Below are 19,470 nucleotides of genomic sequence, written 5' to 3'. Positions count from 1 at the left end.
ATGGTTTAAAGAAATTATAAGCCCAAAACAATTGTTTCAACTAAACTTGCCACCAAGTTCTTTCAAGATAACGGGTTCACCCCGATAGCCATCGTGGGCTAAAAACTCCTGAGCCCTATGATCAAGACATAAAAAAACCCAACCGAATGGCTGGGTTTTTTACCTTTGTGACCTCGTCAGGATTCAAACCTGAAACCTCCTGAGCCGTAATCAGGTGCTCTATTCAGTTGAGCTACGAGGCCTTTTGCGTGTGCAAAGGTATTTAAAATTCCATTTACAACAAACACTCTTTATTATATTCCTACGTTTTATCAAGACTAGCCTTAAGAATAATTAAGATCAAAACAGGGATATATCCTTCGATATTTCCTATTTTTGCCCGCATTGAATTACAAAAAAGCATCACCCTTTTGATGAAAAAAATATACCTCTTACTCGTTACCCTTTGTTTATTTCAGGTTGTGCAAGCACAAGATCAACCTATCAAAAAACCAAAAACACCTATCGGTGGAAGACCAAATATCCCAAGTGATCTGTCAATTGAATTTGGGTTTAATCAACTGAATAATCGCAGTGAAGAACTTAGCGTTGGCTTTTTCCAGTCGCGTACCCTAAATATTTACTATCAGTATCCAGTGAAAATTCTCGGTGAGAACTCTGGGTTTGTAATCAAGCCAGGTTTTGGATTTGGTACTGATAAAATGGCTTTTCAGGACGAACAAAACCTTTTCAACAATCCTGATTTAGGGCCAGAGTCAAGTGAGCTTCTGGAGGTGCAAGAAGTGTATGGAGACAACATTGTGGTAAACAAAAATACCTTTGCCGCTAATTACATCGATATTCCAATTGACATTGTCTATCATTTGAATAAGTCTAACTACCTGAAAGGCTTCAGAATGAGCGTTGGGGGAAAAGTAGGATTCCTTTATAATGCTCACACCAAAATCCGATACGAAGACTCCAATAGACTGAAAAGATCAGTGAAGGACGCACAAAACTATGGTTTAGAAAAAGTGCGCTATGGCATCTCAGTAAAAGCGGGCACACCTGGATTTTATGCCTGGGGATATTTTGGGTTAAACCAACTTTTCCAAAAAGGCTTAGGCCCCTCTGGTACACAAGCAAACCAAATCAATTTTGGCGTAGCCGTGACCCTTTTCTAAGGACAAAATCAAAAAAATCAAGCCGGAGGATAGCTCCGGTTTTTTTATGTCCAAATGTAGTGAAAGCCAAAATAACAGCAGATAAAGCCGTACAAAAACCCGGCATAAATCTCAACTGGGCGATGAGCATTTAGGTAAAGACGCGAAGAAGCTACAACTCCTGAAAGAATGATGCTTCCGAGTAAAGGATATAATGGTCTGAATGTGGGAAAAACAGCCGCCATCACAACAACCATTGCAAGCAGACCACCCAACCCAGTCATATGAGCAGACATTTTCCAAAAAAAGGTGACTACGGTAAGTCCGATTATGACAGCGGTGATGACCAATAGTATTTGCCACAAAATTGGGTCAAACTCAACCTTTTCTCTCAAAAAATAAGTAGTCAAAGCAAAGTAAATACAAATTACTGTGAAAGGAATATACCGCTCGCCCAGAGTAGCCATATGTAAGCTTTTCACTGCTCCCGCAAGGCGAAACCCAATGATCGTGATCAAAGGAATCAATAAGGTGGATAAAACAATGAGAGAATAAAAACGGCCCTTAAGTTCATAGGGAATACTACTGGCCTCAGGCACAATAAAAAAGACCAAACCATAGACCAAGGAAGGAATTAGTAAGGGCTGAAAAACCACGGAAATAACTAGAGCAATTTGCCTCAGCACTACAATTCTTTTCTTAGTCTAGCAACAGGAATTTGAAGTTGCTCTCGATATTTTGCGACTGTTCTCCTCGCTATATTATATCCACGGAGATTCAAAAGCTTTACCAATTTATCATCTGAAAGTGGTCGGCGCTTATCTTCCTCATCTACCATACTCTGAAGTACAGATTTCACCTCTCGGTTACTAACATCTTCTCCACTATCTGTTGAAATCCCCTCAGAAAAGAAATACTTAAGTGGATACACTCCGAATTCTGTTTGAATTGCTTTGCTATTAGCCACTCTGGATACGGTGGAAATATCCATATCGATCTTCTCTGCGATATCTTTCAAAATCATCGGACGAAGGCGTGTTTCATCTCCATCCACAAAAAACTCTTTCTGATAACTCAAAATAGCTTCCATAGTCCTCAAAAGCGTATTTTGGCGCTGCTTAATGGCATCAATAAACCACTTGGCTGCGTCTAGTTTCTGCTTCACAAAAGTGACGGTTTCCTTTAGTTTTTTGTCCTTTTTATCACTCTTGTCATAGGCATCAAACATCTCAGAATAAGACCTGGATATACGCAGCTCTGGAGCATTCCTCGAATTCAAAGTCACTTCCATCTTCCCTCCGCTAGAGTTAAGAATAAAGTCCGGGATTATGTATTGTGTCTTGACAAGCCCATCAGAAACTCCCCCCGGCTTAGGGTTCAATTTAGTAATCAGATGAACTGCATCTTTGGTTTCTTCATCCGTGAGATCACATTTCTTTTGAATTTTGGAGTAATGCTTTTTAGTGAACTCCTCAAAACAATCCTGAATGATCATGATCGCATTTTGGACTGTCGGATCATCTGGGTGCTCCTTCCGCTCCAGCTGGAGTAAAAGACACTCCTGAAGATTGCGAGATGCTATACCTGCCGGATCAAAGTTTTGGATTTTCCGCAGAATCTCTTCCAGTTCATCCAGGTCAGTTTCTATATTTTGGCTAAAAGCTAAATCGTTAATAATGGCATCTAAGTCACGCCTGATGTACCCGTCATTTTCTATACTGCCAATTAACTGAGTCCCAATTAATTTTTGTCTTTCATCAAGCTTTAAAAAGTTCAATTGGCCCATTAAAAGTTCATGGAGTGAAGCCTGACTTGAGATGGGAATCTCACGATTTTCTTCATCTGGACTATAATTTCCATCCCCTTGCATTTTATAACCTCCGTAATCATCTCCCAGGTAGTCATCTAGATTTACGTCTCGATCCTCAGCTATAGGCTCCTCATCGTAGTTATCATCCAAATCATCCTTGGCAGGATCCTCATCTTTACCTTCTTCGAGGGCAGGATTAATTTCTAACTCTTCTTCGATTCGAGTATCTAATTCTGCGGTGGGCACCTGCAATAACTTGATAAACTGTATCTGCTGTGGAGATAACTTTTGGGAAAGAGACTGACTTAAATTAAGCTTTTGCATTCAGATCAATATAACACCATGTAGCGCTAAAAGAAAGAGTTTTTTTCGGCCCAAAGGACTCTGATCAAAGTTAGGAAAAACAAGCAATTTTTTGATAAAAAGCTTATTTAATCGTTTTTTTGCAAACCGATAACAATGTGGACGACCTACATTCTCGGCAAACAAAAATTCCAAGATGGCATTCAACAAAAGGGTAAAAATCAAGGCTTTGCTTGCGCAAAGTCCAATTGGAGAAACAGCGACCTTAATGGGCTGGGTTCGAACCAAAAGAGGAAATAAAAATGTAAGTTTTATTGCATTGAATGATGGATCGACGATCACCAATTATCAAATTGTGGCTGATCCAAACCTTATTCCTGACGACATCCTAAAGAAATGTACGACTGGATCCTGTATCAAAGTCACGGGCAAGGTGGTCGAGTCCCAAGGCTCAGGTCAAAGCTCTGAATTAAATGCAGAGAAAATTGAAGTGCTGGGTGAAGCTGATCCTGAAAAGTACCCACTTCAGCCTAAAAAGCATTCGCTTGAATTTCTTCGTGAAATCGCCCATCTCAGAATGCGCACTAATACTTTCAGCGCGGTATTTCGTGTGCGACATGCGCTAGCCTTTGCGGTAAACAAGTATTTCAATGACAAAGGTTTTTTCTACATCCACACGCCCATAATTACCGCTTCAGATGCAGAAGGTGCTGGAGAAACGTTCAAAGTGACCACTTTGGACCTCCAAAACCCTCCCAAAAACGAGGATGGCAGTATTAATTTCAATGAAGATTTCTTCGAAAGAGAGGCAAATCTAACCGTTTCCGGACAACTTGAAGGTGAACTTGCCGCTATGGCTCTTTCAGAGATTTATACATTTGGTCCAACATTTAGAGCTGAGAATTCCAACACTACACGCCATTTGGCGGAGTTTTGGATGATCGAGCCTGAAATGGCATTTTACGACGCAGAGGATAATGCTGACCTTGCTGAAGATTTTCTGAAATACTTGATCCGCTACGTTTTGGAGCATTGTCAAGATGACTTGGCTTTTTTGGAAAATAGACTTCTCGAAGAGGAAAAGGTAAAACCTGCAGATCAGAGATCTGAAATGGCACTTTTGGAAAAACTTCGATTTGTAGCAGAAAATGAGTTTGTACGAATTACCTATACCGAGTCCATCGAGATTTTAAGAAATTCTAAGCCTAACAAGAAGAAGAAATTCCAATTTCTTATTGATGAATGGGGAGCAGACCTTCAATCAGAGCACGAGCGCTATTTGGTCGAAAAACATTTTAACAAACCTGTGATCCTAACAGATTATCCGAAGGAAATCAAATCCTTCTACATGCGCCAAAATGAAGACGGCAGAACCGTGGCAGCAATGGATATCCTCTTTCCGGGTATTGGTGAAATAGTCGGTGGATCTCAGCGTGAAGAGCGATTAGATGTATTGACCGCCAGAATGGACGAAATGAACATCCCTAAAGAGGAAATGTGGTGGTTTCTGGATACGCGAAGATTCGGAAGTACCCCACATGCTGGATTTGGACTTGGCTTTGAGCGCATGGTCCAATTCGTTACAGGGATGGGAAATATCCGGGATGTGATTGCATTCCCAAGGACACCAGGAAACGCAGAATTCTAAACTAATCCCCGGTCTTTCGTCGGGGATTTTTTTAAGTCACCATCCAGAAAGTGATCCAGAAAAGAATAAAACGATAAATAATAAACGTCGGAACAATAAATAAACCCAAAAGTACACTTCGCCAAATAGCGCCCTTTGGACTTGTATCATATGCCCTTTTGATCAAAAAATACATGTAAATAACAATCCCGAAAAGTAGGATAACCGTTATAACGCCTTCGTTCATTACTCCGTAAAGCGAACCACCCAAAGACTCAATCAGGAATGTGAAAAGGGCTGGAAGAAGTACCAATAGAAACAAAATATAAAAGCCGTAGAAGTATGCTGACCCAGCAAGAAAATCCAAGAGGAATAAATCCTTCCTCTTTAAGAATAAGGCCTTTAAGAAAAGCCCTTGCAAAATGACTAGTATAATCAATAAGAGCTTCCCATTGGAATTTGATACCCGCTCATAATCAATCTTGAAAGTTTCCATCGTTAGCTCATTAGCTTCTAAATATTCAGTGACCATAGGCTCTATATAGTCACTGTACGGAAGCTGAGTCAATTGTATCTCAAGCGTGGTATTGAAGGCGGAGATGAAGGGAAAAATGAAATAAACTAGGTTGGCAAAGAAGAAAAGCTGGAGCGGGGTGAGATATTTTTTACGAATCCCCAGTACAAAACTTCTCGTCAACTCACCTGGCTGAGTGACCAAAAGCTTAATGGTTTTAAAAAACTTACCATCGGCTACAAATACAGATGAAATAGCCTCTTCTAAAAAATGCTGAACCCTTTTGTCCTTATTTTCTATTCGCTTTTCCCCACATTCCGAACAATAAAGACCTTTTAGCTCAGCATTACAATTGGCACAATAGTATGTTTGGTTCTTCACAAGCCTCTTAACTTTCTGTCATAAGTTAAGCCCTAAACACCGAATGGCAAATAATTAGCACATTACGAAACTTAATCAGCTCACAATTTTCACACGTCTGGCTAAGGGAATACAAAGGAGACTGAAGAATATTGCGATGTACCCTACCAGATTGAAATTGGTTAATTCCCCAGCAGCATTTTCTCCAATGATAATTCCTGCGATAAGTGAAGCCACCCCTGTAGCAATTTGCTGCACAGCGGAATTAAAACTGAGAAAACTTCCTCGATTTTCAGGCTTAGCGGTACCAGTAATGATCGCAGCTGCCGGCACATAGCGACCATTGGAAGTCACAAAAAACATCGTTGAAATCATCAAAACGAAGTAAATTGGAGTCACTCCCAGGTTAGTAATCACAGCAATTGGGATAATATTTAAAAACATAAAAATGGTGAACACTTTCAGCTTCCCATATTTGTCGGCCATTTTACCTACCCATGGAGATGTAAAGATCGTGAATGCTCCACCTGCCATATAGATGTAAGCTAGCTGCATCTCAGTAAAGCCCACATTGGCAACCGTATAAGGACTCAAAAAGGGAATAATCATGAATTGCCCAAACATCATCATCACAGAGAGAGCAATTGCTCGCATCTGGTTGGAGTTACTCGTGACTCGTCTGATTACTACCAGTGGATTTGGCCTTACAATTTCATTTTTCAAATGCGCACTGATCGACGGGATGTAGCGAATGATCATTCCTAAACTCAAAACAGACAAGCCGGTGAGCACATAGAATGGGCTATGCCAATCCGAAAGGCTTGCTAAAAACAGCCCCATTGGCACTCCTAAAACCGATGCTACAGAAAAAGCTGCCATGACCAGCCCCATTGCCCTTCCTCGTCTAGCGTCAGGTATCACATCTCCTATTATAGCCAAGATCAAAGCAGATGTAAGGCCGCCAAAAACTCCCGAAAGTACGCGAGCTGCCAATAGAATGGGATAACTAGGTGACAAAGCACAACCAAGTGTTGCAATAGAAAAACCTACATATACCCAGAGAAGAATTTTTTTGCGATCAAATCGATCTAAAAAGAACGCTCCAAAAAAACTCGACGTCCCTGCACTGAAGGTGTATGATGAAACCAAAAGCCCAAATTCACGCGGCGAAATATCGAATATTCGCATCAATTGCGGCCCCAATGGCATTAAAATCATAAAATCCACAATGTGGATGAAATTGATTGCAGCAAGGGTCCAGAGTAAAAGTTTTTCGTTTTTCATTAGTGCAACACTGCAATCAGAATTAAAAATACTACTTGAGAAAGACTATTTGATCCCAAGCTCAATATATGTATCTGGAATGGTCTGTATTAAATCTCCAGCGATCAATCCTCTTCTTTTACTTTTAGAGGCTATTTCTCCGGCAAGACCGTGATGATAAACACCACAAATTGCGGCATTTTCAGGCGAATACCCCTGCCCAAGAAAGGAAGTAATCATTCCTGTCAGAACATCACCCGAACCAGCCGTAGCCATATAATGGTTCCCAGTAGAATTAAATAGCTGCCTGCCATCAGGCAAATTGATCAAAGTATTTGCACCCTTCAAAACGATAATTATTCTTAATTCCATAGCTAACTCCTTGGCCTTTTGCCATCGTTCGAGTTGATTTTCACTAGACCCCACTAAGCGATCAAATTCCTTCAAATGTGGGGTAAGGATTGTGTTGGCTGGGAGCTTTAGAAGAAGTTTCTCATTTTTCGAAATCAAATTAAGCGCATCAGCATCGAGTACAATTCCACGCGAAAAATTCTCAAGAACATATTCAAGTTTCTCCAAGCGGTTTTCAGTACCCCATCCTGGGCCTATTCCCAAAGCATCGATTCCACTTAGATCAGGTTTTTCATCAACGGTGGTCATGGCTTCTGTAAGCCCGACTTGAGCAATCAAATTTTGATCCTTATCGATATTTAGTTGAAGTAAACCAGAACCTGTCCGCAGTGCACTTTTACCAGTGAGGAGAATTGCCCCCATTTTCCCAAGGCTACCCCCCATAAGCATCACTTTCCCGAAGTCTCCTTTATGGCTAAACCTCCCGAAACGATGGTGTTTTTCAGGAATATCCTTCCGAGTGATATAATAAAAGTCTGTATCAAATCCTTCATAGACCTCTAAGAAAACCCCAATATCTAAAACCACCAATTCACCAACTACTGCTTCATTCTCTGGCAGCAAGAGTGATAATTTTGGCTGAGCAAAACTAACCGTGACATCCGCTAGAAAAACAGCACCCGAAGGAAGTTCTTCCGAAGGGAGCCCGCTAGGGATATCCACGCTTATTTTTTTGGCAGAATGCCGATTCATTTTCTCAATGATTTCAACAGCTGATTCTTTAAGAGCCCCTCTGAATCCAACACCAAGAAAGGCATCAATTAATACAGTTGATTTATTGACATGGTCATCCAAAGGCCTTACCCGGATGATTTCAGGAAGTCTTTCAAAATTGCGCTGTGCATCATCACTTAGTTTTGTAGAGTTTTCAAAACAGCATTTTACCTCCACAGTGAACCCTTTACGAGATAAAATCCTTGCAATGGCGAATCCATCCCCACCATTATTCCCTGCCCCACACCAAATTGAAACTACCTCGGTCTGCGCATGATTGGGAATAAACCAATCGCAAAATGACTGCGCAGCTCTTTCCATCAACTCTATACTGGACTGACCAGAAAGACTGAGATGCAGTCGATCTAGGGCTTTTATCTGGTCCCCTTTTACAATCTTAATCATCATTAGTTGGCATTCTTTGTCGACAAGTCACTCTTGGGAATGGTAACTAAAGTCAAAAACCCTAACCCAACAATAAAGAAAATACCTAAAGACAAGGAGCTATTTCTCATACTACCCGTAAGCTGCTCAATCACTCCATAAGAAAAAGTCCCAATTACAATAGCTAATTTTTCTGTGACATCATAGAAACTGAAATAGGAAGCATGATCGGTTGTAGTCTTTGGAATAAGCTTGGAAAACGTAGATCTAGAAAGGGATTGGATCCCTCCCATCACAAGCCCAACGACGAAGGCTAAAGCATAAAACTCATAAAGCGAATAGACGAAATAGGCAGCACCACAGATCACGATCCAGATGAATACCATAATCATCAAACTGACTTTATTTCCGAATTTTTTAGATAAATAAGCAAAAAAGTAACTCCCACCTATGGCGACAAATTGAATAATCAGCACGGTCAAGATCAATTGATCACCAGGTAAGCCCAACTCCTTGTCTCCAAATGATGCAGCAAGGTACATCACGGTTTGTACTCCCATAGAATAAAAGAAAAAAGCAGGAAGAAATTTATTCATCACTTTCATCTTCTTCACTTCATTCCACACAGACCTGATTTCATTATAGCCTTTATAAAGAATTTGAGTAGTAATTCTCTTTCCAAAAGGATTCTTAGGAAGTACCCTGAATGTGATTTGTGCAAATCCCGCCCACCAAAGACCAGTCACCAAAAAGGATAGACGAGCAGCCACGCCGTCATCTGCAATGAAAAACCATTCCGGTTTTTGAATCATCATTAGATTCACAACAAGTAATATGACAGAACCAATATACCCTAATGAGAAGCCTTTCGCACTCAATAAATCGTACTCATTTTCTTCTGATATTTCAGGCAAATAGGCATTATAAAATACGATACTGCCAGCATAGCCAACGGAGGCCATTACACTGCAAAGAATTCCCCATTCCAGATTATCCCCCTCAAAAAAGAAAAGTCCAATACATGAAATAGAGCCCAGATAGCAGAAAAACTTCATAAACTCGAGTTTTTTACCTCCAGTATCCGCTATCCCGGAAAGTAAAGGAGAAATTAAGGCTATCAATAAAAAGGAAAAAGAAATGGAATACGAATACAAGACTGTATTGATCATCTCAAAACCAAAAAAGTCTACCAAATCAGAACCTTCAGCAGACTTCGTCACACTGTTATAATAGACTGGAAAAATGGTTGAGGTAATAACTAGACTGTAAACAGAATTGGCCCAATCGTACATAGCCCATCCATTTTGGACTCGACGCTTTTGAAGGGAAGATTGAAACATAGGCAATAAAAAAAGCTATCCCGATAATCGGAATAGCTTTCAATATACAGAATTGTTTTATTTAGTTTTTCACCAATTTTCCAACCGAAGCATAAAGAACCCTTCTAGCATCTGCCTCTCGAAGTTCTGTTTGCACATCAGAAATTGGACCCATTTTCACTTCACGGTCTGCCTTCATAGAGATAGTGATTAAGCCTCTATCTGCTTCGGCCAAGGCATCACGCTCTCTATTCACCCACTGCACGATATCATCAGTATTCAAAAGGGCATCGTTTGCTTGCACTCTTGGCTCAGTACCGTATAGGGCTGTGTTCTTAGGCTTTCCAATGAAAATGTAAGAAATAAGAGATTTTTTCTGAAGCTTCTGAAGCTGTGTAGCTTGTGGAAGCTTCTGCTCTACCAAGATCTCCTGATCTCTCAATACGGTGGTCACCATAAAGAAGAATAGAAGCATGAAGATAATATCAGGCAGTGCGGAGGTTGGAATATTTTCCGAAACCTTGTTTTTCTTTCCAAACTTTCCCATATCAGCTTCCTATTTTATCTGGTTCTGCAATTGAAATCGCCATAGGGATTCCTTCTTTTCCACGATCTTGCAATGCCTTCTCAGCATCATCTTTACCTGTAAGCGCTCTGTACTCATCTGTTGTCAGATTAACTCGCGCTGCGTAGATATCGAAGTATGCCTTTTTAACTTGGTCAAACACTTCAAGATAGGTTTCATAACTTGTTCCTCTGTTCGTCTTGATAGAAACTACAGCCTCTTTCGGATTGTCAGACGAAGCTGGATCCTTGGCACTAAGTGCCTTGAGTGAAGCTGGTAGGCTATTATACAAAGGAAGGGTCTCCTCATCAGGGATGGCAAAGTTCAATACGAAGGCTTTAACATCCTCATCCAATCCATCGGAAGACTCACGGTAGTCACCTTCTACAAGAAGATCATCATTAGCGTTGATCAAAATGTTGAAAATGTTACGCTCGTTTTTGTCAATTTCCGGTGGTGGTTGATTTGGATCAATCTTTGGCGGAAGGATATTCAAGATACCCTTATCAGACGCGATGGTCGTGGTGACGAGAAAGAAGATCAGGAGCAGGAAAGCAATATCTGCCATAGATCCTGCGTTGACCTCCTGACTCATTCTATTTTTCTTTCTAGCCATATTACTTTATCGCTTTGTTGAGTTCTGTAAATACAATTCCTACTAGTGCTATGATAGCCAACACATATGTAGTGATCAATACACCTCCTACAGCTTGAGAAAGCTCAGGAGTCAAATTGAATGGCTCGGCCTCGAATTTTGGTAGTACCTCATTGCTAGACATAGAGTAAGCAATAAAGAAAAGTACCGCAACACCGATGATTCCTACTGCCGTCTTAAGCAAGCTTTTTGGATTATCCAAAGACTTGATCAGTGGCATTAAGATACCAACTGCCGCACCTACGATAATCAGTATGTAAGAGCCGTATAATAAAATGTCATAAGTATCCATAATATTTTTCTTTGGGGTTAATAAATTGAAATGAAACAGGAATCCTGGATTACTTACCAGTCAACTTGTGCTTCACCAAGATGTCTACCAATGTGATAGAAGCATCTTCCATGTCATTAACCAAAGAATCAATTTTAGCTACGCAGTAGTTGTAGAACAACTGAAGGATAATCGCAACGATCAAACCTGCTACTGTTGTCAAAAGGGCGATTTTGATACCACCTGCTACAAGAGATGGAGAGATATCACCAGCTGCCTCGATCGAGTCGAATGCACCAATCATACCAATTACCGTACCCATGAAACCAAGCATCGGTGCAAGAGAGATGAATAGAGAGATCCAGACAAGACCTTTTTCCAAACGTCCCATTTCCACAGATCCGTAAGCGATGATAGATTTTTCTACCATTTCAATACCCTCAGAGTATCTCATTAGACCTTGAGTAAAGATAGAAGCTACAGGACCCTTAGTTCCTTTAGTAACATCCTTAGCAGCCTCTACACCACCTGAAGCCAAAGCATCTTCAACTTTAAGAAGAAGTTTTTTGGTGTTGGTAGTAGAAAGGTTCAAAGTGATGATTCTCTCCAAAGCTACAGCAAGACCCAAGATCAAACAGATCAATACTGGTGTCATGTACACTGGATCACCTTCGATGAATTTCTCTTTTACTACTTGGTGGAAGCTTTGCTCCTCTGCAACGATCTCATCGTCAACAATTGTGGGAGACGCAGCAGGCTCCTCTGCTACAGGTGTGGTTTCTTCTTGCGCTGCGGAATCAGCTGCTGCTTCTTGTGCGTTAGCGAAAGCAGGTACGAATAGGATTCCTGCAAGCATGAACAAAGCGATAAACTTTCTCATAATGTGAAATTTAAATAGACTTTAGATAAAGGTTAAATGGTTTCTACAATAAAATCGAGCTTTAAAGTTATCATTTTTTAAATTCAAAAAACAATTACCCTCTTTAGATTTTTGTGAAAAATGAGGGATTAAAAATCGAAATTCGGCAGTTTTTACACGAACGGGGTTATTTCTTGAGCTTTTGCCGAAGCTTTTAATAGCCATACTTGGCGTTTCAGGCTTGAATAATCACACTATTTATAAATCAGTATTTCTTCTAAGGTTACTTCAGTCAGCATGTTAGAGGATTTGCTTAGCCACTTCCCTGTCCATTTGGACTTTTTACATGGATTTTTAAAACTTTTGAAACATGTGATTTTTTCTCAAAAAAGTTTTTCAAAAAAAATTCTTCAACCCAAAAGAAAAAGAATTGGTCATTTATCGTTTACCGTATAAACTTCTTAAATACGAAGCAATTGGTATGGCTTTTCGCAAAATAAGGTAAACTAAAAGCAAGGATAATCCTGAGTTTAGCATCCCTTAATCAAGAAGATTTCCCCTTCAGTTGACCTACTTGTATAGTAAAACATGCCCTTTCGCTTTAGGGAAAGTTGAAAACCAAGCCTATTAGCCTACTAACTTTGTGTGTTTTGGTCTTTTTGATTATTGGCCACTCAAGCGAGTTTGGCGGCTAAAAAGCAACAAGTCTTTTCGCTTTGCGAAAAGGCTTGTTTTGCAGAGAGGAAGGGATTGCTCGTACGCGCATGCATGCCACACAGCCCCTCGTGAATCTCCCTTTGGTCGATTGCGAACCCGAGGATTCTCATCCCATATTTTTAATTATTGAGTATTAAACAAAAAAACCGACTCTATTTCTAAAGTCGGTTGTTGCAGAGAGGAAGGGATTCGAACCCTCGATACCCTTTAGGGGTATACACGCTTTCCAGGCGTGCTCCTTCAACCACTCGGACACCTCTCTATGTTTGATTTTTCCGACTTCTGCCAAATCGGAGTGCAAAGAAAAAAATTAATCCTCCCCTTTCCAAGTGCTATAGAAAAATAACCTGATGTCAAGCTGTCATTTCTCCCGCAAGTGGGATTTTCAGCCTTTTTCTAACGATTTCTGGATCTTTTTCTTGGCCTAATAAGAACATTAGTTTGGTCACTGCCGCTTCAGTGGTCATGTCGGCACCGCTGATCACGCCCAGATTGAGTAGCTCTTTGCTTGTTTCATATCTTCCTTGGATCACACGGCCCCCGTTACATTGAGAAACATTGAGAATGATCAATCCCTTCTTTAATCCCCTTTCGAGAGAGTTCATAAACCAATCGTCACTCGGAGAATTACCCGATCCATACGTTTCCATCACCACGCCACGTAGCCCTTTAATAGAGAAGCAAGCATCCAGAATATCCTCAGTAATGCCTGGAAATAGCTTTAAAATCATCACATGATTATCAAGTGTATTCCGGGTTTGTAATTTTTTACCCATTTCCACTGGTCGGATATAGGCAGTATTGTAGTCGATTACAATTCCTGCTTCTGCCAAAGGCGGGTAGTTTTCCGATTCAAAAGCATCAAAGTGAAGGCTCTGTACTTTTTTGGCTCGATTGCCTCTCAGCAGCATATGATTAAAAAATACGCATACTTCTGGGATTATGGGTTGATTGTTCAGCTTTGCTGTGGCAATTTCTAAGGAGGTTACGAGATTTTCTCGGGCATCAGATCGCATGGCTGAAATAGGCAATTGAGCTCCTGTAAAAATCACCGGTTTATTAAGATCATGGAGCATATAGCTCAGCATAGATGCTGAGTAGGCCATAGTATCCGTACCATGCAGCACTACAAAACCATCATAACTATCGTAGTTTTCTTGAATAATATAGGCCATGTCTGCCCATTGGACCGTGGTGACATTAGAAGAGTCTATAGGCTCGGGGAATGAAATCACCGTTATGGCAATATTCATGGTGTAGAGGATCGGAATCTTTTCCAGAATCTTCCCAAAGTTAAAGGGCACCAAAGCTCCTGTATCGTCATATGCCATACCGAGCGTTCCTCCAGTATAGATGATTAAGACCGAGGAAGTATGTGTAGAGTCTTGCCCCGTTTTGAGCCTTACGATTTTATAATTCATTCTTCTGTTCAATCCTCAGTACCAATAATACGCTGTAAATTACAGTTGACTTTCGTAAGCAGCAAACACTTTAAGCGCATTTTCGGTCGTTTTTTTAGCGACGATTTCTTTTGATACCCCAAAGAAATCTCCAACTTTTTCAGCTATGATATCAAGATACTCCGGAGAGTTTCTTTTTCCTCTATGTGGTACTGGGGCCAAATATGGTGCGTCTGTTTCCAACACTATATGATCCAAAGACAAATGGGGCAAAACCTGATCCAAACCACCATTCTTAAAGGTAGCTACACCTCCTATACCAAGGTAAAAGCCCATATCAATGATTCTTTTGGCTTGTTCTAAGTTTCCTGTGAAGCAGTGAAAAATACCGGAAAGCCCGGAGTCCAATTCATCCAATACCACCTCAATGGTCTCGTCCATGGATTCTCTACAATGCAAAACGATAGGTAATTGTAGCCTTTTCGCCCAATTAATTTGGATTCGAAGTGCTTCTGTTTGCTCTGCTAAACGTGTTTTGTCCCAATACAAATCCAAACCAATCTCTCCCACGGCGGCAAAGGCTCTTTTTTCGAACCAGGCTTCCATTATTTTCAGCTGCTCTTTGAAATCTTCTTTTACATCACATGGGTGAAGCCCCATCATCGGAATACAAATTCCAGGGTAGTCTCTTTCCATATCGAGCATGCTCTCAATAGACTCTACGTCTATATTTGGCATGTAGACCCGAGATACACCTGACTCTTCAATCCTCTTCATCACATCTTCAATGTCATGCTGAAACTTTCGGGAGTAAATATGAGCGTGGGTATCGATATAGGTCATGGATAGGTTCTGGATTTCCAGGAGATTTTGCTGGGCCAAAAATAGTAAAGGATACTGAGGGGAGCAGTGACAATTTGATGAAAGTCGAATAAGTAAAGCTGATACAATCTCACTTTTTGACCTGCTTTGGAGGCAAATACTTGGATAAATATACTCTGAACCAGCAATTTTAACCCCCAAATACTAAGCCCAAGTGACAATTTCAAAATAGTCAAACTTATGATTGCTGGATAAAAGGATAGTTCTAAGGCCAGCAAAAGCTGGAAATACCAAGGAAGAGAAACCACTCCCGAAATCCACCTTTTTCGTTGTTCTAGGAAATTTTTGATCCCTCTTTCGGCCTTGGTTTTGGCCAAAATCTCCGGACTCACTTGCTGCACAACTTTATAACCCTGACTTACAAGCTGTCTGCTGAGGGCTAAATCTTCAGTGAGGGAGTCTGGAAGACTTTCAAACCCTCCACTTTGAATTAATGCTGCCTTCCTCACCATCATGTTGTTTCCAAGCCCGGTCAGGCCCATTCCAAGATCGCTGGTGACTTTCACGATTGCCAATGTATGCCACCATTCCACCTCTTGCATTTTGCCGAATAGCCCTTTACTCTTCACTTGGGTGACTCCAAGCAACATCCCAGCATCTGATGGAAAAGATCGCACCCCCTCTTGTAACCATTTGCTTGGAACTTCACAGTCTGCATCGGTGAAAAAGAGTATCTCTCCTTCACATTTTCGACTGAGAATAGCCAGAGCATTCGCCTTCCCGTTGATATGATATTTAGCTTCCTCATCTGCACTGATTTGGATAAAGTGTCGATTTTCAGCTTTGCTACACCATTCAGAAAGAATCTTAGCGGTATTATCAGAACTCTGATCATCCGCCAGCCAGACATCTAATTTTTCAGACGGAAAATCCAATTTTTCAAGAGAAGCCAACAAATAGGGTAAATCTCGTGATTCATTTCTGCATGGAATAAGAATAGAGGCGGTACACTCGTTTATTCCCTGCCTTCCCCAATTCTTCCATTTAAATTGGATACAAAAGGTCAATACCAAAAATTGGAGTATAGCATAAACTGAAAGTACCACTAACATCCAAATCATAATGATTTAGTTCTCCAATTCATTTCCAATACATGATCCAAAAACGGAGGCAAAATATCCCGTAACATCTTCTTCGTTTTCTCCTGATCATGAAAAAGGATAACAGAACCTGGTTTGGTCAATTTCATCGTTTCCTTGAGAATCAGGTCAGAAGAAAGAGATGAATCATAATCTCCGCTTAGCACATCCCACATGATGACTTTCTTTTGTTTCAAGACTAATCTGGCCTGATTAGGACTCATCAAACCATATGGAGGACGAAAGAGTCGCGGCGTGATACCCAAAATACCTTGGATAATTCTATCACATTCAGTGATATCTTCCATGTAAATATCTTTAGCCGTTTTCCAGCCATTCAGATGATGAAAGGTGTGATTTCCTATAGCGTGCCCATTGGCTAATACCTCCTTCGCGAGGTTCGGATATTTTCGGACGTTGTCACCCACCATGAAAAAAGTGGCTTTCATTTTTCTCACTTCTAGCTCCTTCAACACATAGTCCGTAGCCCCAGGTACCGGTCCATCATCAAATGTGAGATGAACTGAATTCTCAGTCTCATTATTTTTCCAAACTCTCTCTGGAAAAAGATTTTGTACCCACCAAGGAACGGCATGCCAGACCATTATTGGATTTTTAAGCTTAGCATCGTGAGATCATCTCTAAGAGGAATATTTCCTGTAAATGACTTCACCTCTTTCATAAATTTCGTATGAAATTCTTTTGGGTCGAGCTCACGATTTTGAGTGACAAATGCTTTTAATCGCTCCTCTCCATACTCTTGGTCATCTGCATCGAGCGCCTCGGTCAGGCCATCAGTATACATATGAAGGTAAAAATCATCTACATTTTCTAAGGTCTCAATTTCCAAAAAGGGTAGCTTTTCGAATCCGCCTAAAATCGTGGTACCTGCGTTGAGCTCTTGACAATCTTTTGTATTAGGAAGACAAAGTAATGGAGGATTATGCCCAGCATTGGCATAAGTCAGGGTACCGGTAGATGCTCGGTAACAACCTAGGAAAAAGGTTATAAATCTGTCCCCTTTTGTATTTTCATAAAGGGTCGAATTCAACTGGTGAATGACTGTCTCCATTGAGGCATTGCTCCGAAGTAGCGTACGTAAGGCTGCTTGGAAATTGGACATCAAGAGCGAAGCAGAAATACCCTTTCCCGATACATCAGCAATACAAAAGTAGGTTTTATCATTTTTGATAATGAGATCGTAATAATCCCCGCCTACCTGTCGGAATGGAAAATAAGTCACCTTTGCCTTCAAATGCTCTGTATAGGGCAAGGAAGCAGGAAAAAGCATTTGCTGCACATTGCTCGCAATAGCCACTTCTCGATTAAGTACCTCCTGCTCGAGCTGCTTTCTGGCAAAGCGCTTGTTCTCCAATGCCACAACCAAAATATTGGAAAGCGCCTGTGTGAAATTAAGATCCAACTCCTCACTAGTATCTTTCCGCTTCAGCAATAGAATGGCAAGAATTCTCTCTTTGTGATAAACCGGCAGATACGTTTCCAGCTCTTCAAAAGAAAAACCTTCGGCTAGTTCTAATCTTAATTTTCCGTTCGATTTCTCATCCTTGACCTGTGATGCAGGAATGATCGTTGGGATGGAAGCCTTAACTCCATGCTGAATCCTTTTCTCGAAATCACCGTCTTTAGCCACATACAAAAGAAGGCTTTTGATATTGAGGTGGACGAGGCAGGTAAACTTAAAAATCTCACATAAAACCGATTCCGATTGGTTTTCATTGATGGCTTGCGTGATTTCTAAAAGAGCTTTAAGCTCTAATTCCTTCCGCTGATATTTGAAATTGTCCGAGTTCAAGATTATCCCAAATTATGTTTCATCAACCCTTCTTTGGTCGCCAAAAAAAAGTAACTCTGACCTCTTTCCAAAATAGCGGGCTCGTCAAAAATCTCCTCATCGGGACCCCTCAAACATTTCACCCAGCCTTTTTTATGAAGGCTTTCTAATAGTTTCAAAATTTGAACTTCTTCCCAACCTAGTGAATCCACTAAGTAGCTGAAGGGCTGAACAAAGTACAGCTCATCGATCAAATCAAATTCTTCATCTGTCATCATAAGTCAGGCAAAAATACTATTTCTTACCATACTCCTCCCCTTCCATACAAACTTTCCTCCCAAGGATCCAAGGGCAACCCGGATAACAAAAACGGGATGAAAAAATGAAGTGAAAACGAAAGTGGGCAAGTGGCTATTGACCCTATAAAAACGAAGAACTCGCCCGAGGACGGTGGCTTCTATACCGATTTTCAGAAGCCAAATGAAAACAAATACTAAAACACCATTCAATCCTTGCAAGAGCAAAAGGAAGGAAGAAATCCAAAAAATCTGGACAAAAAATGCTCCTAGGGCCGAAATGGAATGAGCCCATTCCTCATGAAGCCGCCATTTTCCAGACCAGCGAATCCTTTGATTTACTAGCGCTTTGATACTCGGCTGTGCCAAAGTGAGAACCAAACTAGTGGTGTTATTGCGATAAGAAACTGCCTCGGCAGAGAATTTCTTTAAGACCTTTTTAAGTAAAAACTCATCATCCCCAGAAAGAAACTCCTGATTCCCCTTATATCCCTCCACTTTTTCAAACGCAGATTTTCTATAGGCCAAATTCGCCCCACTACACATCAGCGGTTTTTTTTGGGCGAAGGAAAACTGGGTGACCAACAGAATGCTTGCCCAATCAATCAACTCGAAAAACGGCTTTTTCGATGCGGGTCGAAATGGAATAACAGGCCCTGCGACCAGTTGGATTTTTGGGTTTGAAAATTCTGCAACCAGCTCTTTGATCCAGCCGTTCTGCCAGATGCAATCAGCATCCGAGGTAATAATTAATTCTCCTTTTGCCTGAAGAACTGCAGCACTAATCGCAGGCTTTTTACCAATGCCAGGATTCTTGAGTACAACGATTTTGGGATGGCCTGCACCACCTGCCGCAAGCAAAGCATAAGTATCATCCTCGCTTCCATCATCTACCAAAATAACCTCTCTTAAATAGGGTAATTGTGCGGTCAATTCTTGAAGCAGAGTTGGAATATTTTCTGATTCGTTTCTACAAGAAATGATTAACGAAACTGACTCCTGAGGTAGTTTTACAGGATTTGGCTTCGATTCTTTCGGCCAAGGTTTAGCCAAGAAAATCAATGCTAGAATGTAGCAGACCGTACAGATCAAATAAAAACTTAGCAT

19 protein-coding genes and 2 tRNA genes are annotated in these 19,470 nt (G+C 40.8%); 2 read left to right on the top strand and 19 right to left on the bottom strand.

Going from position 1 to position 19,470, the window contains the following annotated elements:
• Nucleotides 1-168 precede the first annotated feature (168 nt).
• Nucleotides 169-242, bottom strand: a tRNA-Arg gene (locus ACFOSV_RS08870).
• 171 nt (nt 243-413) lie between these two features.
• Here ACFOSV_RS08870 and ACFOSV_RS08865 point away from each other — a divergent pair.
• Entirely contained in the window at nt 414-1,163 is a 750-nt protein-coding gene (locus tag ACFOSV_RS08865; protein WP_377905548.1) for a porin family protein, read from the top strand.
• 44 nt (nt 1,164-1,207) lie between these two features.
• On the opposite strand, the gene ACFOSV_RS08860 is transcribed toward ACFOSV_RS08865, so the two are convergent.
• A complete protein-coding gene (locus ACFOSV_RS08860) occupies nt 1,208-1,828 on the bottom strand; it encodes a PA-phosphatase (RefSeq protein ID WP_377905546.1) in 621 nt (206 codons plus the stop codon).
• Complete coding sequence (gene rpoN / locus ACFOSV_RS08855) at nt 1,828-3,276, bottom strand: RNA polymerase factor sigma-54 (protein WP_377905544.1); 1,449 nt, start codon at nt 3,274-3,276, stop codon at nt 1,828-1,830. Before rpoN ends, ACFOSV_RS08860 begins: the two co-directional genes overlap by 1 nt.
• A 175-nt stretch (nt 3,277-3,451) precedes the next feature.
• Here rpoN and asnS point away from each other — a divergent pair, with 175 nt between their 5' ends.
• The gene (gene asnS / locus ACFOSV_RS08850) at nt 3,452-4,903 is read left to right on the top strand and encodes an asparagine--tRNA ligase (RefSeq protein ID WP_377905542.1); all 1,452 of its coding nucleotides are present in this window, start codon (nt 3,452-3,454) and stop codon (nt 4,901-4,903) included.
• A gap of 31 nt (nt 4,904-4,934) precedes the next feature.
• Here the strand turns inward: asnS and ACFOSV_RS08845 are convergent, their stop codons facing one another.
• The 16 genes from ACFOSV_RS08845 to ACFOSV_RS08770 form a co-directional block, all read right to left on the bottom strand.
• Nucleotides 4,935-5,777, bottom strand: coding sequence for a DUF3667 domain-containing protein (locus tag ACFOSV_RS08845; RefSeq protein ID WP_377905540.1), 843 nt, complete (start codon nt 5,775-5,777; stop codon nt 4,935-4,937).
• Between the two features lie 75 nt (nt 5,778-5,852).
• Nucleotides 5,853-7,040, bottom strand: coding sequence for an MFS transporter (locus tag ACFOSV_RS08840; protein WP_377905538.1), 1,188 nt, complete (start codon nt 7,038-7,040; stop codon nt 5,853-5,855).
• A gap of 45 nt (nt 7,041-7,085) precedes the next feature.
• Nucleotides 7,086-8,552, bottom strand: a complete 1,467-nt coding sequence (locus tag ACFOSV_RS08835) for an NAD(P)H-hydrate dehydratase (protein ID WP_377905536.1) — start codon at nt 8,550-8,552, stop codon at nt 7,086-7,088.
• A complete protein-coding gene (locus tag ACFOSV_RS08830; RefSeq protein ID WP_377905535.1) occupies nt 8,552-9,868 on the bottom strand; it encodes an MFS transporter in 1,317 nt (438 codons plus the stop codon). Before ACFOSV_RS08830 ends, ACFOSV_RS08835 begins: the two co-directional genes overlap by 1 nt.
• Before the next feature lie 61 nt (nt 9,869-9,929).
• Complete coding sequence (locus ACFOSV_RS08825) at nt 9,930-10,394, bottom strand: ExbD/TolR family protein (RefSeq protein WP_377905533.1); 465 nt, start codon at nt 10,392-10,394, stop codon at nt 9,930-9,932.
• A gap of 1 nt (nt 10,395) precedes the next feature.
• Nucleotides 10,396-11,028 (bottom strand): ExbD/TolR family protein, encoded by a 633-nt coding sequence (locus ACFOSV_RS08820; RefSeq protein ID WP_377905531.1) that lies wholly within the window; start codon nt 11,026-11,028, stop codon nt 10,396-10,398.
• A gap of 1 nt (nt 11,029) precedes the next feature.
• On the bottom strand, nt 11,030-11,359 hold the full coding sequence (locus ACFOSV_RS08815) for a hypothetical protein (RefSeq protein WP_377905529.1): 330 nt from the start codon (nt 11,357-11,359) through the stop codon (nt 11,030-11,032).
• 49 nt (nt 11,360-11,408) lie between these two features.
• On the bottom strand, nt 11,409-12,218 hold the full coding sequence (locus tag ACFOSV_RS08810) for a MotA/TolQ/ExbB proton channel family protein (RefSeq protein ID WP_377905527.1): 810 nt from the start codon (nt 12,216-12,218) through the stop codon (nt 11,409-11,411).
• 870 nt (nt 12,219-13,088) lie between these two features.
• Nucleotides 13,089-13,176, bottom strand: a tRNA-Ser gene (locus tag ACFOSV_RS08805).
• A gap of 91 nt (nt 13,177-13,267) precedes the next feature.
• Complete coding sequence (locus ACFOSV_RS08800; RefSeq protein ID WP_377905525.1) at nt 13,268-14,335, bottom strand: asparaginase; 1,068 nt, start codon at nt 14,333-14,335, stop codon at nt 13,268-13,270.
• A gap of 39 nt (nt 14,336-14,374) precedes the next feature.
• Complete coding sequence (locus tag ACFOSV_RS08795; RefSeq protein ID WP_377905523.1) at nt 14,375-15,157, bottom strand: TatD family hydrolase; 783 nt, start codon at nt 15,155-15,157, stop codon at nt 14,375-14,377.
• Nucleotides 15,154-16,257 carry a glycosyltransferase gene (locus ACFOSV_RS08790; RefSeq protein ID WP_377905521.1) on the bottom strand — a complete coding sequence of 368 codons (1,104 nt, stop codon included), beginning with the start codon at nt 16,255-16,257 and terminating at the stop codon, nt 15,154-15,156. The genes ACFOSV_RS08795 and ACFOSV_RS08790 overlap by 4 nt, the downstream gene beginning before the upstream one ends.
• Entirely contained in the window at nt 16,254-16,880 is a 627-nt protein-coding gene (locus ACFOSV_RS08785) for a polysaccharide deacetylase family protein (RefSeq protein WP_377905519.1), read from the bottom strand. Before ACFOSV_RS08785 ends, ACFOSV_RS08790 begins: the two co-directional genes overlap by 4 nt.
• Nucleotides 16,880-18,088 (bottom strand): PP2C family protein-serine/threonine phosphatase, encoded by a 1,209-nt coding sequence (locus ACFOSV_RS08780; protein ID WP_377905517.1) that lies wholly within the window; start codon nt 18,086-18,088, stop codon nt 16,880-16,882. The genes ACFOSV_RS08785 and ACFOSV_RS08780 overlap by 1 nt, the downstream gene beginning before the upstream one ends.
• Before the next feature lie 2 nt (nt 18,089-18,090).
• Entirely contained in the window at nt 18,091-18,345 is a 255-nt protein-coding gene (locus ACFOSV_RS08775) for a hypothetical protein (protein ID WP_377905515.1), read from the bottom strand.
• Nucleotides 18,346-18,348: 3 nt separating this feature from the next.
• On the bottom strand, nt 18,349-19,470 hold the full coding sequence (locus tag ACFOSV_RS08770; RefSeq protein ID WP_377905513.1) for a glycosyltransferase: 1,122 nt from the start codon (nt 19,468-19,470) through the stop codon (nt 18,349-18,351).

Origin of the sequence: Algoriphagus namhaensis, from assembly GCF_042649705.1 — a bacterium.
Lineage (GTDB): Bacteria > Bacteroidota > Bacteroidia > Cytophagales > Cyclobacteriaceae > Algoriphagus > Algoriphagus namhaensis.
The sequence above is the reverse complement of the archived record's forward strand: the minus strand, read 5'-3'. Positions and strand labels throughout refer to the sequence as shown.

Coding starts and splice junctions, on each gene's coding strand:
- ACFOSV_RS08825 (WP_377905533.1), bottom strand. CDS start 10,394: ATGGGAAAGTTTGGAAAGAAAAACAAGGTTTCGGAAAATATTCCAACC.
- ACFOSV_RS08815 (WP_377905529.1), bottom strand. CDS start 11,359: ATGGATACTTATGACATTTTATTATACGGCTCTTACATACTGATTATC.
- ACFOSV_RS08790 (WP_377905521.1), bottom strand. CDS start 16,257: ATGATTTGGATGTTAGTGGTACTTTCAGTTTATGCTATACTCCAATTT.
- ACFOSV_RS08810 (WP_377905527.1), bottom strand. CDS start 12,218: ATGAGAAAGTTTATCGCTTTGTTCATGCTTGCAGGAATCCTATTCGTA.
- ACFOSV_RS08770 (WP_377905513.1), bottom strand. CDS start 19,470: ATGCTAAGTTTTTATTTGATCTGTACGGTCTGCTACATTCTAGCATTG.
- ACFOSV_RS08775 (WP_377905515.1), bottom strand. CDS start 18,345: ATGATGACAGATGAAGAATTTGATTTGATCGATGAGCTGTACTTTGTT.
- ACFOSV_RS08795 (WP_377905523.1), bottom strand. CDS start 15,157: ATGACCTATATCGATACCCACGCTCATATTTACTCCCGAAAGTTTCAG.
- ACFOSV_RS08840 (WP_377905538.1), bottom strand. CDS start 7,040: ATGAAAAACGAAAAACTTTTACTCTGGACCCTTGCTGCAATCAATTTC.
- ACFOSV_RS08785 (WP_377905519.1), bottom strand. CDS start 16,880: ATGGTCTGGCATGCCGTTCCTTGGTGGGTACAAAATCTTTTTCCAGAG.
- ACFOSV_RS08800 (WP_377905525.1), bottom strand. CDS start 14,335: ATGAATTATAAAATCGTAAGGCTCAAAACGGGGCAAGACTCTACACAT.
- rpoN (WP_377905544.1), bottom strand. CDS start 3,276: ATGCAAAAGCTTAATTTAAGTCAGTCTCTTTCCCAAAAGTTATCTCCA.
- ACFOSV_RS08820 (WP_377905531.1), bottom strand. CDS start 11,028: ATGGCTAGAAAGAAAAATAGAATGAGTCAGGAGGTCAACGCAGGATCT.
- ACFOSV_RS08865 (WP_377905548.1), top strand. CDS start 414: ATGAAAAAAATATACCTCTTACTCGTTACCCTTTGTTTATTTCAGGTT.
- ACFOSV_RS08830 (WP_377905535.1), bottom strand. CDS start 9,868: ATGTTTCAATCTTCCCTTCAAAAGCGTCGAGTCCAAAATGGATGGGCT.
- asnS (WP_377905542.1), top strand. CDS start 3,452: ATGGCATTCAACAAAAGGGTAAAAATCAAGGCTTTGCTTGCGCAAAGT.
- ACFOSV_RS08835 (WP_377905536.1), bottom strand. CDS start 8,552: ATGATGATTAAGATTGTAAAAGGGGACCAGATAAAAGCCCTAGATCGA.